The 13,931-nt window shown below is 71.3% G+C and carries 11 protein-coding genes; 9 read left to right on the top strand and 2 right to left on the bottom strand.

The genetic code is table 11. From position 1 onward, the window contains the following. The first annotated feature begins 55 nt into the window (after nt 1-55). A complete protein-coding gene (locus DFQ13_RS10265; RefSeq protein WP_110079588.1) occupies nt 56-700 on the top strand; it encodes a dTMP kinase in 645 nt (214 codons plus the stop codon). A 537-nt stretch (nt 701-1,237) separates the two neighbouring features. Here DFQ13_RS10265 and DFQ13_RS10270 read toward each other — a convergent pair. Continuing rightward, nucleotides 1,238-1,723: a VOC family protein gene (locus DFQ13_RS10270; RefSeq protein ID WP_035282334.1), complete on the bottom strand. Its 486-nt coding sequence runs from the start codon at nt 1,721-1,723 to the stop codon at nt 1,238-1,240. Between the two features lie 91 nt (nt 1,724-1,814). On the opposite strand from DFQ13_RS10270, the gene mtrA reads away from it, so the two are divergent. From mtrA to DFQ13_RS10305, 7 genes are all read left to right on the top strand, one after another. After that, on the top strand, nt 1,815-2,492 hold the full coding sequence (mtrA, locus tag DFQ13_RS10275; protein WP_035282349.1) for an MtrAB system response regulator MtrA: 678 nt from the start codon (nt 1,815-1,817) through the stop codon (nt 2,490-2,492). After that, a complete protein-coding gene (gene mtrB, locus DFQ13_RS10280) occupies nt 2,489-4,168 on the top strand; it encodes an MtrAB system histidine kinase MtrB (RefSeq protein ID WP_110079589.1) in 1,680 nt (559 codons plus the stop codon). Before mtrA ends, mtrB begins: the two co-directional genes overlap by 4 nt. Beyond that, the gene (locus DFQ13_RS10285; RefSeq protein ID WP_035282337.1) at nt 4,165-5,886 is read left to right on the top strand and encodes an LpqB family beta-propeller domain-containing protein; all 1,722 of its coding nucleotides are present in this window, start codon (nt 4,165-4,167) and stop codon (nt 5,884-5,886) included. The genes mtrB and DFQ13_RS10285 overlap by 4 nt, the downstream gene beginning before the upstream one ends. A gap of 72 nt (nt 5,887-5,958) precedes the next feature. Then, nucleotides 5,959-6,609, top strand: a complete 651-nt coding sequence (locus DFQ13_RS10290) for a ComF family protein (protein WP_110079590.1) — start codon at nt 5,959-5,961, stop codon at nt 6,607-6,609. A gap of 522 nt (nt 6,610-7,131) precedes the next feature. Next, entirely contained in the window at nt 7,132-7,800 is a 669-nt protein-coding gene (hpf, locus tag DFQ13_RS10295; RefSeq protein ID WP_035282343.1) for a ribosome hibernation-promoting factor, HPF/YfiA family, read from the top strand. Between the two features lie 236 nt (nt 7,801-8,036). Then, complete coding sequence (gene secA, locus DFQ13_RS10300; protein WP_110079591.1) at nt 8,037-11,006, top strand: preprotein translocase subunit SecA; 2,970 nt, start codon at nt 8,037-8,039, stop codon at nt 11,004-11,006. Nucleotides 11,007-11,703: 697 nt separating this feature from the next. After that, a complete protein-coding gene (locus DFQ13_RS10305; protein ID WP_219994349.1) occupies nt 11,704-12,252 on the top strand; it encodes a GNAT family N-acetyltransferase in 549 nt (182 codons plus the stop codon). 709 nt (nt 12,253-12,961) lie between these two features. Here the strand turns inward: DFQ13_RS10305 and DFQ13_RS10310 are convergent. Next, nucleotides 12,962-13,426 (bottom strand): Rv3235 family protein, encoded by a 465-nt coding sequence (locus DFQ13_RS10310; RefSeq protein ID WP_035290538.1) that lies wholly within the window; start codon nt 13,424-13,426, stop codon nt 12,962-12,964. Between the two features lie 88 nt (nt 13,427-13,514). Here DFQ13_RS10310 and DFQ13_RS10315 point away from each other — a divergent pair, with 88 nt between their 5' ends. Then, nucleotides 13,515-13,880, top strand: a complete 366-nt coding sequence (locus DFQ13_RS10315) for an HAD-IA family hydrolase (RefSeq protein WP_233438340.1) — start codon at nt 13,515-13,517, stop codon at nt 13,878-13,880. The last annotated feature ends 51 nt before the right edge of the window (nt 13,881-13,931 follow it).

Consider the following 13,931-nt stretch of genomic DNA (forward strand, 5'->3'; position numbering starts at 1 on the left):
GCGGCACGGCCCACCGCGGAGCCGCCCCCACCCACGCCGTGGGTATGGTCGCCGCGTGGGCCGACTCATCGTGATCGAGGGCTTGGACGGCGCGGGCAAGCGCACCCTGGCCGACGGGCTGACCACCGCGTTCACCCGCGCGGGCGCGACGGTCACGGGCATGGCCTTCCCCAGGTACGAAACCTCCACCGAGGCCAAGCTCATCCGCGACGCCCTCTACGGCGAACTGGGCGGCCTGGGCGAAGAGGTCTACGGCATGGGCATCCTCTACGCCCTGGACCGCCACCACGCCCGCGAAGACCTGATCACCGCCCTCACCACCCACGACGTCCTGCTCCTCGACCGCTACGTCGCGTCGAACGCCGCCTACGGCGCCGCCCGCAAGCACGAGGGTGCCCACGGCCCCTTCGTGGAGTGGGTGCGCGCCACCGAGATCAAGCGCTTCGGCCTCCCCGTGCCCCACGCCCAACTCCTGCTCCGCGTCCCCCCGCAACTCGCCGCCCAGCGCTCAGCAGACCGCGAACGCACCGAGTCGACCCGCCCCCGCGACACCTGGGAAACCGACGACAACCTGCAAACCAGGGTCGGCAAGGTCTACGACGAACTCGCCGAAACCCACTGGCTCTCCCCCTGGCACATCATCGACGGCACCACCCCCACCGACCTCGACACCCTGGCCACCACCCTCCTCGCCCCCTGATCCAAAAACCGCCTACCCGGCGACCAGCCACCCGGAACCCCACCGGCGCAGCCGCCAATCACCCCGTCAACCCCCGGCCTGGCGGCCCGCCACCCGAACCTCACAGTGCGCAGCCGGCGACCACCCCCGCAGCCGCCGGCCCGGCTACGGATGTGCCCGGGTGGGTGGATTTGCTTGGGTGGGGGAAGCGATCATGTGAAAGCCTGTCTGGGCAGTGGGGCATCTCTTCAGCCCCACCTGACACGCTGGATCACATGATCGCTGTAGGGGCCCCGCCCAAGCAGATCCACCCACCCGGGCACCAGCGACAAAATCCCGGCCCTTGAGCCGAAGCGCACGGCGCAGCCCCGGCGAAGCGGACCGCCCACGCAGACCCCGCCCACGCAGACCCCGCCCACGCAGACCCCGCCCACGCAGACCCCGCCCACCCGGGGGCTGACCGCCCTTTTCAGCGTATCGGCCCCTGAGCAGCCAAAACAACACCCACCGCCAGCCTGTGGATCACCAACGGGGGATGTGGACAACCCAACCGAACCCCTACAGCGCCCCCACCACGTCCGCCCCCCACCGCGAGATCTCCGCGTCGATGTCCAGCGCCCGAGGCGCCCCCGCCGCCGCCATGTCCGCGGTGACCCGCTCCCGCGGCACGAACCACGACACCTCGAACTCGACCCCGTCCGGGTCCTTCGCGTACAGCGACTTCGACACCCCGTGGTCCGAAGCCCCGACCAGCGACCCGGCGGCGGTCAGCACCCTGGCGAACTCGGCCAGTTCCGGCAGCGTCCGCACCGACCAGGCCAGGTGGTACAGCCCGACCTGCCCGGCCACCGGTCCGACCGCGTCCGCCCCGACCCGGAACAGCCCCAGGTCGTGGTCGTTGTCGGAGTCCGCCGCGCGCAGGAACGCCGCCTGCCCGGGGAACTCGGTCACGACGCGGAAGCCGAGCAGGTCGCGGTAGAAGGCCACCGACCGGTCGACGTCGCGGACGTACAGCACGGCGTGGTTGAGCCTGCGGATGCCCATCGGGTGCTCCCCTCAAAGTGGTTCAAAATTCAACAGTACCTGATCGGGGGGACGCGCACGCACAGAGCGTGCACAGTGCGACGATGTGACCATGAAGGCACGTGTGCTGGTAGTGGACGACGACCCGGCTCTGGCCGAGATGCTGACCATCGTGCTCCGCGGCGAGGGGTTCGACACCGCCGTGGTGGCCGACGGGTCGCGCGCTCTACCCGCGCTGCGGGAGCTGAAACCCGACCTGGTGCTGCTGGACCTGATGCTGCCCGGGATGAACGGGATCGACGTCTGCAAGGCCATCCGCGGCGAGTCCGGCGTGCCGATCGTCATGCTCACGGCCAAGAGCGACACCGTCGACATCGTGCTGGGCCTGGAGTCCGGCGCCGACGACTACGTGGTCAAGCCGTTCAAGCCCAAGGAGCTGGTCGCCAGGGTGCGGGCCAGGCTGCGCCGCACCGAGAACGAGCCCGCCGAGACCCTCGGCATCGGCGACCTCACCATCGACGTCCCCGGGCACGAGGTGACCCGCGACGGCCGGGCCATCCAGCTCACCCCGCTGGAGTTCGACCTCCTGGTCGCCCTGGCCCGCAAGCCGCGCCAGGTGTTCACCCGCGAGGTGCTGCTCGAACAGGTCTGGGGCTACCGGCACGCCGCCGACACCCGCCTGGTCAACGTGCACGTGCAGCGCCTGCGGTCCAAGGTCGAGCGCGACCCGGAGCACCCGGAGGTCGTGCTGACCGTCCGCGGCGTCGGGTACAAGGCGGGCCCGCCGTGACCGGGGCGGGCCGGGTGGCCGCACTCCTCACCCGGCTCGCCGCCGCCCTCGGCCGCCTCGTCGCCGCGGGGCGGCGGCGGTCGGTCGTGTTCAGCGAACTCTGGCGCCGCTCGCTGCAGTTGCGCGTCGTCGTCAGCACCCTCGCGCTCGGTTCCGCCGTGGTGTTCGTGCTGGGCATCGTGCTGCAGAACCAGATCACCGACCAGCTCCTGGGCACCAAGGAAGAAGCCGCGATCCAGCAGACCAGGGCCGCGGTCGGGATCGCCGAGCGCGAGCTGCTCGGCACCAGCGAGGACTCCGAGGTCCTGCGCAACCGGCTGACCAGCGCCCGCAACCGGCTGACCAGCTCGTCGCCGGACAGCTCCGCGGGCGCCTTCGAACCGGTGCTGGTCAACGACGCCCCCAACATGTCCCGCGACCAGGTCAGCTACGCGGGCGACTACGACGCGGTGCCGCAGTCGCTGCGCGAGTTCGTGCTCCGGCCGACCGGGCCCACCGCCACCCAGATCCACACCGTGGAGCGGCCCAGCGGGCCGATCACCTACCTGATCGTCGGCACCCCGATCAACAACGCGGGCAGCAGCCGGTTGCAGATGCAGCTCTACATGCTCTACCCGCTGACCGCCGAGCAGACGACGATCAGCGCCGAGCAGAACACCCTGCTCGTCGGCGGCCTGGTGTTGTTGCTGCTGCTGGCGGGCATCACCAACCTGGTCACCCGGCAGGTGGTGCTGCCGGTGCGCCGCGCCGCCCGGGCCGCAGAGCGGTTCGCCGACGGCGAGCTGGACGAGCGGATGGTGGTCGCGGGCGAGGACGACGTGGCCCGGCTGGCCCAGTCCTACAACGAGATGGCCGAGAGCATCCAGCGCCAGATCCGGCAGCTCGAGGAGTTCGGCCAGCTCCAGCGCCGGTTCACCTCCGACGTCTCGCACGAGCTGCGCACCCCGCTGACCACCGTCCGGATGGCCGCCGACGTGCTGCACGCCTCCCGCGCGCAGTTCCCGGCCGGGCTGTCGCGCTCCACCGAGCTGCTGGTCGACGAGCTGGACCGGTTCGAGTCGCTGCTCGGCGACCTGCTGGAGATCTCCCGGCTGGACGCGGGCGTGGAGGAACTGGTCTCCGAGTACGCCGACCTGCGCGCCATCGCCCGCCGCGCGGTGGAGTCGGTGCGGGTCATCGCGCGCAACGCGGGCAGCGAGATCGTGCTCGACCTGCCCGAGGAGGAGGCCACCGCGGAGGTCGAGTCGCGCCGGGTGGAGCGGATCGTCCGCAACCTGCTGGCCAACGCGATCGACCACGGCGAGGGCAGGCCGGTCGAGCTGCGGATGGCGCTGGGCCCCGACGCGGTGGCGGTCACCGTCCGCGACCACGGCGTGGGCCTGCGCACGGGGGAGGCGGAGCTGGTGTTCAACCGGTTCTGGCGGGCCGACCCGTCGCGCAACCGGCACACCGGCGGCACCGGCCTCGGCCTGGCGATCAGCCTGGAGGACGCCCGGCTGCACGGCGGCGGCCTGGACGCCTGGGGCGAGCCGGGCCAGGGCGCGTGCTTCCGGCTCACGCTGCCCCGACTGCAGGACGTCGAGTATGGGGAGAGCCCGCTGCCGCTCCCGCCGGAGGACGCCCACCCGGTAGAGGAAGCGCAGCCGGAGCAGGTCCCGGAGGAGGTCCACCCGTGAACACGTCGACCCGGGTGCTGGTGGTGCTGCTCGTGCTCGCCTGCGCGGCGGGGTGCGCGAACATCCCGGAGAGCACACCGCCCCGCTTCGTCACGGAGCTGCCGCAGGTGGCGTCGCGGGTGGTGGACAACCCGTCGCCGGGGCTGAACCCGTACGGGCTCGTCGGTGAGTTCGTGACCAAGACCGGTTCGTCCGACGCCGCGCGCGCCTACCTCACCCCCGAGGCGGACGCGGTGTGGTCGGGCACCAGCGACCGGGTCATCATCGAGGACAAGCCCAAGACGCTGCCGCAGTCGGTGCCGGAGGGCGACCGGGTCAACGAGCAGGTCGTCATCCTCACCGGCAGGCAGATCGGCAGGCTGGACCCGCGCCAGGCGTTCTTCGCCTCGGTGCAGCCGGTCGAGTTCCAGTTCAAGGTGGCCCGCCAGGCCGACGGGCAGTGGCGCATCTCCGAGGCGCCGGACTTCGCGCTGATCACCGAGTCCGCGTTCGTCGCCTCCTACCGCCGGGTGAACCTGGTGTTCTTCGACCCGGGGGAGAAGGTGCTCGTCCCGGACCTGCGCTTCATGGCCGCCGAACCGCGCGACAACCTGGAGCGGCGGGTGGTGGAGCTGCTGCTCAAGGGCCCGTCCGACGGCCTCAAGGGCGCCGTGGTGAGCCCGCTCGACGGCGTCGTCCTGCGCACGAACGTGGTGACCGACTCCGACGGCGCGATAAAGATCAACTTTGCCTCGGTGGAGAAGACGACGGAGGAGCGCGGCAAGATGGCGGTCCAGGTGGTCACCACGCTCAGCGAGGTGACCACGAGCCCGATCCGCCTGCTCAGCGACGACCGGGCGCTGGTCGCCACCAAGCAGGACTGGCGCGCCAGCGACATCACCCCGTACGAGAACCTGACCACCTCCAAGCCGGACCTGCTCGGCCTCGCCGTGACCGGCGGCAGGCTGGTCTCCCTGCGCGACGGCAAGCCGATCGACGGTCCCGCGGGCTCGGGCGCCTACGACGTCGTCACCGCCGCCCAGTCCCTCGACGGCAGCGCGCTGGCGGTCGTGCAGCGCACCGGCTCGGGGGTGCGGCTGCGCGTCGGCAAGGTCGACGGCGACCTCCCCGAGGTCGGCCTGTCCCAGACCGCCACCCTGACCAGGCCCACCTGGCTGCTCAGCCCCGGCGAGGGCATCGCCCCCAACGAGGTCTGGACGGTCCAGGACGGCACCGTCGTCACCCGGGTCGTGCGCACCGTCGAGGGCACGTGGGTGGGCTTCCCGGTCGACGCCACCGAGCTGACCCGCGACGGCCCCATCACCCAGCTGCGCCTGTCCCGCGACGGTGTCCGGGTCGCCGCCGTGGTCAACGGGCAGGTCCGGGTGGCCTCGGTGGTCCGCGCCAACGACGCGGTGGCCATCCGCTCGCCGCTGACCCTGCAGGCGGGCGTGGTCAAGCAGGTCGTCGGCCTCGACTGGCTCGACCGGCAGACCCTCATCGCCGTCACCGAGCAGCCGTCGCTCCCGGTGGCCAGCCTCCCGATCGACGGCTTCTCGCTGACGCAGTTCAACAGCGCCAACCTCACCCTGCCGGTCACCGCCGTCACCGCCGCGCCCAGCCGCTCCACCCTGGTGATGGACAGCCTGGGCCTGTGGTCGACGCAGGAGGCGAACAAGGTCTGGCTGACCCACCAGCACGGCCAGCCCCCCGGCTCGATCCCCTTCTACCCGGGCTGACGGTATTTTCGCAGGTCAAAGGCCTGTGGATGGTTTCCCCCGCGAATCGGTGATCCGCGCCATCCTCTTCCCATGACCTTCAACGCCGCCCCGGGCCTCGACGCCGTCCTGGACCTGCTCCTCCCGCGCCGCTGCGCGGGCTGCTCCCGCCCCGGCACCCCGTGGTGCCCCGACTGCGCGCCCTGCTTCGCCGCGCCGTTCCCCGTCCACCGCCCGGGGCTGCCGCCCGGCCTCCCGGTCTTCGCCATGGGCGCCTACCGGGGCGCGGCCCGCAAGGCCGTGCTGGCGGCCAAGGAGCGGGGGAGGAGGGACCTGCTCGCGGTCCTGGCCGCCGCGCTGGCCGCGGCGCTGCACCGGCTGTTCCCCGGTCCACTGTGGTTGGTCCCGGCCCCCTCCCGCGCCGCCGCGAGCAGGCGCCGCGGCGGTCCACACATGACCGCGATCGCCGAGCGGGTGGCCCGGCTGCACCCGGCCCGGGTGGCCCACCCGCTCCGCCTCACCCGCGGCGCCCGCGACTCGGTGGGGCTCAGCGCCGCGGACCGCGCCGAGAACCTGCGCGGGCACCTGACCGTCCTCCCGGGAGCGCTGCCGCCCCCGCGCGCCCCGGTCGTCCTCCTCGACGACGTGATCACCACCGGGGCCACCGCGGCGGCGTGCACCCGGGCGCTGCGGGGGGCGGGCACCCGGGTGCACGCGGTGCTCGCCTGCACCGCGGCCGGGTGATCGGGTTCCCGCATGGCGGGATGGCGCCTACACCGATCAGGTGAACAGCGTGGGAACCCCCGGGCGTTCCGGGCCGTTGGCCAGGTATGCGGCTCAGCACGGAGCACGTCGGTCGGGGTGACGGCAGCCCGAGCGTCCGGTTCGGACGCTGGTACACCGTCGCACGGTCACATGTGCTGAGCCATCAGGGTGAAACGCTGCCCGCCCGAACGAGGGTCCCGCGGGGTTCAAACCTGTTTTTCGTGGTTTATCCGTCGCGCCCAGTGAAATCCCCTCCCCGACAGAGGACCCCTGTCCCGGGGGCTGTTGCGAAGCGCCGCGCGGGGCTAACGTGCTGCGCTATCACCGTTTCCGGACGGTGCGAGGAGGTGAGTGGCCCATGACCCTGGCGTCGGTGGCGCGCTGACCACGTGGAGATCGTCTTCGCAGGTCACGCCCTGTGCTGGACTTGGAATCCAGACCATCCCGGCGCTGAGAAGTATCAGCGGAGCCAACACTCGCAAGCCGCGAGGGAGGTCGTGTATGGACATCGTGGTCAAGGGCCGTAACGTCGAGGTGCCCGAGCACTACCGGGTACACGTGGAGGACAAGCTGTCCCGTCTGGAGCGCTACGACCGCAAGGTCATCCGCTTCGACGTCGAGCTGTTCCATGAACCGAACCGCAGGCAGTCCAAGAACTGCCAGCGCGTCGAGATCACCGGCAAGGGCAAGGGCCCGGCCGTGCGCGCCGAGGCCTGCGCGGGCGACTTCTACGCCGCGCTGGACCTGGCCGTCGCCAAGCTGGAGAACCGACTCCGCCGCCTGCACGACCGCAGGCGCGTGCACCACGGGCGCCGCAGCCCCGCCTCCGTCGCCGAGGCCACCTCCGGCACGGTCGAGGCCCTCACCGAGGAGATCAACGGCAGCGGCCAGGTCAACGGCAGGCGCACCGCCCTGCTCGACGCGCCGGAGCACCCGGGCGCCGTCGACCTGCCCGAGCAGCCGAGCTGGGACGACGTGCCCGACAACCTGCCCGGCAACGTCGTGCGGGAGAAGGAGCACCCGGCCAAGCCGATGAGCGTCGACCAGGCCCTCTACGAGATGGAACTGGTCGGCCACGACTTCTACCTGTTCTCCGACGTCGACTCCGGCCTGCCCAGCGTCGTCTACCGGCGGCGGGCCTTCGACTACGGCGTGATCAGGCTCGTCTGAGCGACCCCCTCCGACCAGCGCGCCAGACCGGTGCCCCGGGCCGACCGCCCGGGGCACCGGCGCGCCCAGGAACCGATCGGGACACCCACGCGTTGACCCCCTGATGGTGGCGGCCCGGGTACCCTGCCCCGCACCGCCGACGTGCGTCGGTGCGCGCGGGGCGGCGGGTTGCCTACGATGGCCAACAAGAGCGCCCCGCACGGGTGCACGACTATCAGCTAGCGAGGTCGACTCCGATGGTGCTGTCCCGAATTCTGCGCGCGGGCGAGGGCAAGATGCTCAAGCGACTGCGCAATATCGCAGAGCACATCGAAACCCTGGAGGACGACCTCCTCGATCTCTCCGACGATGAGCTGCGCGCCAAGACCGACGAGTTCAAGCTGCGCTACCGGGGCGAGTACGTCGACGCCGACGGGCGCGAGCACGACGCCGAGACCCTCGACGACCTGCTGCCGGAGGCCTTCGCGGTGGTCCGCGAGGCGGCCAAGCGGGTGCTCAACCAGCGCCCGTTCCGGGTCCAGCTCATGGGTGGCGCGGCCCTGCACCTCGGCCAGGTCGCCGAGATGAAGACCGGTGAGGGCAAGACCCTGACCTGCGTGCTGCCCGCCTACCTCAACGCCCTCGCAGGCGAGGGCGTGCACGTCGTCACCACCAACGACTACCTCGCCCGCCGCGACGCCGAGTGGATGGGCCGGGTGCACCGCTTCCTCGGCCTCAAGGTCGGCGCGATCCTGTCGGAGATGACCCCGGCCGAGCGCCGCGAGGCCTACCTCTGCGACATCACCTACGGCACGAACAACGAGTTCGGCTTCGACTACCTGCGCGACAACATGGCCTGGAGCCTGGACGACATGGTCCAGCGCGGGCACTTCTTCGCCATCGTCGACGAGGTCGACTCCATCCTGATCGACGAGGCCCGCACCCCGCTGATCATCTCCGGCCCGGCCGACCAGTCCTCGCGCTGGTACCAGGAGTTCGCCCGGCTGATGCCCATGATGAAGGGCATCGACACCACGACCATGAGCACGCAGGACCGCACCACCAAGGCCGCCGAGATCGAGTCGAAGTACCACTACGAGATCGACGTGCGCAAGCGCACCGTGGCGGTCACCGACCAGGGCGTCCGGTTCGTCGAGGACCAGCTCGGCATCGACAACCTCTACGAGGCCGCGAACACCCCGCTGGTCGGCTACCTGAACAACGCGCTCAAGGCCAAGGAGCTCTACACCAAGGACAAGGACTACATCGTCCGCGACGGCGAGGTCCTCATCGTCGACGAGTTCACCGGCCGCATCCTGGCCGGGCGCCGCTACAACGAGGGCATGCACCAGGCGATCGAGGCCAAGGAGAAGGTCGAGATCAAGGCCGAGAACCAGACGCTGGCCACGATCACCCTGCAGAACTACTTCCGCCTCTACGACCGGCTCTGCGGCATGACCGGCACCGCCGAGACCGAGGCGGCGGAGTTCCACACCACCTACAAGCTCGGCGTGACCCCCATCCCGACCAACCGGGACATGGTCCGCATCGACCAGCCCGACCTGATCTACAAGACCGAGCAGGCCAAGTTCCTCGCCGTCGCCGAGGACATCGCCGAGCGGCACGAGAAGGGCCAGCCGGTGCTGGTCGGCACCACCAGCGTCGAGCGGTCGGAGTACCTGTCGAAGCTGCTGGTCAAGATGGGCATCCCGCACAACGTGCTGAACGCGAAGTTCCACGAGAAGGAATCCATGATCATCGCCCAGGCCGGCCACAAGGGCGCGGTCACGGTGTCGACGAACATGGCCGGTCGCGGTACCGACATCGCCCTGGGCGGCAATCCCGAGCACATCGCCGAGGAGCGGCTGCGGGCCAAGGGCCTGGACCCGCTGGAGACCCCGGAGGAGTGGCGCGCGGCCCTGCCGGACGCCTTGGAGCAGGCCAACGACGAGGTCGCCGCGGAGAAGGACGAGGTCCGCGCGGCGGGCGGGCTCTACGTGCTGGGCACCGAGCGGCACGAGTCGCGCCGCATCGACAACCAGCTCCGCGGCCGCTCCGGCCGCCAAGGCGACCCGGGCGAGTCCCGGTTCTACCTGTCGCTGGGCGACGAGCTGATGCGCCGGTTCAACGCGGGCATGGTCGAGCGGGTCATGGACACCCTCAAGGTCCCCGAGGACCAGCCGATCGAGGCCAAGATGGTCACCCGGGCGATCAAGAGCGCGCAGACCCAGGTCGAGCAGCAGAACTTCGAGATCCGCAAGAACGTCCTCAAGTACGACGAGGTCATGAACAAGCAGCGCAAGGTGATCTACGCCGAGCGCGAGCGGGTGCTGCGCGGCGAGGACCTGCGCGAGCAGATCGAGCACATGATCGTCGACGTGGTCACCGCCTACGTCAACGGCGCCACCGCCGAGGGCTACGCCGAGGACTGGGACCACCAGAAGCTGTGGTCGGCGCTCAAGGCCCTCTACCCGGTGTCGGTCAAGTGGGAGACCCTGGTTGAGCGGGCCGAGGAGGACGGCGCCGAACTCGACCACGAGTACCTCCTGGCCGCCCTGGTCAAGGACGCCACCGACGCCTACGCCGCCCGCGAGGCCGAGATCGACGGCCGCGTCGGCGAGGGCGCCATGCGCGAACTGGAGCGCCGGGTCATGCTCTCGGTCCTCGACCGCAAGTGGCGCGAGCACCTCTACGAGATGGACTACCTCAAGGAGGGCATCGGCCTGCGCGCGATGGCCCAGCGCGACCCGCTGATCGAGTACCAGCGCGAGGGCTTCGAGATGTTCCACGTCATGCTCGACGCCCTCAAGGAGGAGTCGGTCGGCTTCCTGTTCAACCTCCAGGTCGAGCAGGCCGAACCCGAACCCCAGCAGGTCCAGTTGGCCGCCACCCCGGCTGCCGTGCCCACCGTCGACCCGGCCGCCAAGGCCCGCCAGGCCGAACTCCAGGCCCGCCAGGCCCGCGCCGCCGAGGCCCAGCAGCGCGCCCAGGCCGAACAGGCCGCCGCGGGCACGGCCACCGAGAAACTGCCCCCCGCACTGCGCGGCAAGGGCCTCGACGGCCCGGCCACCCAACAGCTCAACTACTCCGGCCCCACCGAATCCGGCGGCGTCGAATCCCGCAAGGAGAACACCGACGACGAAGCGGGCGGCAGCGGCTCCCGCCGCGAGCGCCGCCAGGCCGCCCGCGACCAGGCCAAGAAGGGCCGCCGCGGCCCCCGCCGCTGAGCACCCCCGACCGAGGAGTGGCGCGTCCGGCTCAGCCGGACGCGCCACTCCTGTTTTGCGCAGGTCTTCCCGGCGATGCGGTCTGAGCGCCCGGGTGGCCCGATGGGGCTCTTGGTGGGCCGCGTATTACAGCCCGGTTTTGTTGGAGCGCCGGGTGGGGGGATGTGCTCGGCCGTGCCTTCGCGAGTCCGGGTTTTTGCCGGTGGGTGCCCGGGTGGGTGGATGTGTTTGGCCGGGGCCCCTATGGCGATCATGTGCTCCAGCGTGTCAGGTGGGGCTGAAAAGATGTCCCACCGCCCAGGCAGGCTGTCACATGATCGCCACCCCCGGCCAAACACATCCACCCACCCGGGCAGTTGGCTCGCCGGGCCGGCGGTTTCGGGGGTGGTCGGCTGGCCGAGCGCATCCACCCACCCAGGCATTCGCTCGCCGGGCCGGCGGTTCTCGGGGTGGCTGGTTGGCCCGCTGCGCCGGTGGGGCTCGGCGTGACTGATCAGCAACTGGCGGTTCGGGGCGGTTGGCCGCTGCGCCAATGGATTCGAGGTGGCTGGTGGCTGCGCTGACGGGGTTCGGGGTGGCGGTGGTGCCGGGGTGGGTGGGGACTGGTGTCCGCGATGACCGGAGCAAGCGTTTGCCGGGTTGGTCGAGGGGCTGACGGGCTGGTGGTGGGGGTGGGTCCGCTGGGAGGATGCGCCGGGTGAGCGGTGTGCGGCTGGTGCCGTGGGCCGAGGATGACCTGGTGCTGCTGCACCGGTGCAACTCGGCGGAGATGATGGCCTTCCTGGGTGGGCCGGTCGAGCCCGTGGCGCTTGAGCGGCGGCACCAGAGCTACCTGGAACTGCCCTGGTCGGGCAAGGGCGCGATGTACCGGGTCGACCTGGACGACGGGCGGGCGGTGGGGAGTGTCGGGCACTGGTTGACCGAGTGGCGGGGTGAGATCGTCTGGGAGACCGGGTGGATGGTGCTGCCCGGGTTCCAGGGGCGCGGGGTGGCCACCGCCGCCGCGCGGGCGGTCGTCGACCTGTTGCGCGGGACCGGTGGCCCCCGGTACCTGCACGCCTACCCGGTGGTGGGCAACGCCGCCTCCAACGCCGTCTGCCGATCGGCCGGTTTCACCTCACGCGGCGAGTGCGATTTCGAGTACCCCCCGGGCACCAAGATCCGCTGCCACGACTGGCGGGTGGACCTCGACCGGCCCGCCCTCCACGAGATCACCGCCGATCAGCACGGCCAACCCGAACACTGACCCGAAGAGCTGACACTGACCCGAAGGGCTGATCAACCGGCACCCCGGCCGCGCGCCGAACGGCCGAGGCAGCCGGTGGCACTGATCAGTCAGGCCGCCCAGCCACCCGCCAGCCCGACCACGCGAAGCCCAGGTGGGCGGCTGCGCTCGGCTCACCGGCCCGGCTACGCAGACCCCGGGTGGTGAATGCGCTCGGACCGGCGGTCCGACAACGCAAAGCCGAGTGGGTGGGTGTGCTTGTCAGCCGACCACCCCAACAACCGCCAGCCCGTCCAAGCAAACGCCTAGGTGGGTGGAGGTGCTTGCCCGGCCGACCACCCCGAAACCCGCCAGCCCGGCGAGCCAACTGCCCGGGTGGGTGGATGTGTTTGCCCGGCTGACCACCCCGAGAACCGCTGGCCTGGCGAGCGAACTGCCCGGGTGGGTGGATGTGTTTGGCCGGGGGTGGCGATCATGTGACAGCCTGCCTGGGCGGTGGGGCATCTTTTCAGCCCCACCCGGTCCCACTGGAGCACATGATCGCCATAGGGGCCCCGGCCAAACACATCCACCCAGCCGGGCACCACCAACAAACAACCGGGCTTTGAACAACGGCACGGCCGAGCCGAGCACAGCCACCCACCCGGGCACACCCCACCGAAACCCCGGGCTGCAACACAGCCAAGCAGATCACGCGCACCCCGACCAAGAACCCCAGCGGCCGATCAGCTCATCGCGCGGGCAGCAGCACCCGCAGCGCCACGCACCGCCACTGCCCGTCCACCGCCTCCATCCGCCCGGCGACCGCCCGCACCCGCCACTGCGCCCGCCCCGGCACCACCACCCGCACCGACGCGCTCAGTTCGATCGCCCCCGGCGCGACCCGGCAGGTGTGCAGCGACACCAGCCGGTGCCGCTGCCGCCCGGCCGCCCGCCACCGGGTCAGCAGGGCCTCGTAGACCGGGCCGACGACCGCCCCGCGTAGCTGCTCGGGGTGCCGCTTCCCGTCGAAGACCTCCAGCAGCACGGTCAGCAGCCTGCGCAGGGTGTCCCGGTCGGGTCCGGGTTCGTCGCGGGCGGGTGGGCCGTGGGGTGGGCGGGCCAGGGCGGCCACCGCCCGCTCGGGCGCAGGCGTGGGTGTGGACCACGGCTCCTCCGGTTCGCCGTACTCCGGCAGGATGCTCAGGCGCACCATGGTGTTTCCTTCCCCGAATCCGGTGATGTCGCCGGACAGAGGGGGCGGGCCCGCGCGGAGGGACCGATGTCACCTGAAAGGGGTTGCCGTGGAGTACGGGGCGCTGCTCGTGGACTACGCCGGGACGTTCACCGACGCGGGGATGGCGCGGGTGGTGGCGGACGCCAGGGCCCGGGGGCTCAGGACCGCGCTCGTGTCCAATGCGGACCGCGCGCCCGCCGGGTTGCCGGACCTGTTCGACGCCGTGGTCACCTCCGGTGAGGTGGGCACCGGCAAGCCGCACCCGGAGGTCTACCGGGTCGCCGCGGCCCGGCTCGGGGTGGCGCCGCGGCGGTGCGTGTTCGTCGACGACGTCGCGGAGTACGTCCGGGGTGCCGCCGCGGTCGGCATGACCGGCGTGCACCACCGGTCGGTGGAGTCCACAGTGGAGGAACTGGCGGTGTTGCTGGGCTGAGCCGACAATGAGCTGAGCCGCCGACGGGCTGGGCTGTCGGCGAGCTGAGCT

The organism is Actinokineospora spheciospongiae (assembly GCF_003182415.1).
Lineage (GTDB): Bacteria > Actinomycetota > Actinomycetes > Mycobacteriales > Pseudonocardiaceae > Actinokineospora > Actinokineospora spheciospongiae.

Excerpts from the sequence above, each read along its gene's own strand:
- hpf (WP_035282343.1), top strand. The coding sequence starts at position 7,132 with ATGGACATCGTGGTCAAGGGCCGTAACGTCGAGGTGCCCGAGCACTAC.
- mtrA (WP_035282349.1), top strand. The coding sequence starts at position 1,815 with ATGAAGGCACGTGTGCTGGTAGTGGACGACGACCCGGCTCTGGCCGAG.
- DFQ13_RS10310 (WP_035290538.1), bottom strand. The coding sequence starts at position 13,426 with ATGGTGCGCCTGAGCATCCTGCCGGAGTACGGCGAACCGGAGGAGCCG.
- secA (WP_110079591.1), top strand. The coding sequence starts at position 8,037 with ATGGTGCTGTCCCGAATTCTGCGCGCGGGCGAGGGCAAGATGCTCAAG.
- DFQ13_RS10270 (WP_035282334.1), bottom strand. The coding sequence starts at position 1,723 with ATGGGCATCCGCAGGCTCAACCACGCCGTGCTGTACGTCCGCGACGTC.
- DFQ13_RS10290 (WP_110079590.1), top strand. The coding sequence starts at position 5,959 with ATGACCTTCAACGCCGCCCCGGGCCTCGACGCCGTCCTGGACCTGCTC.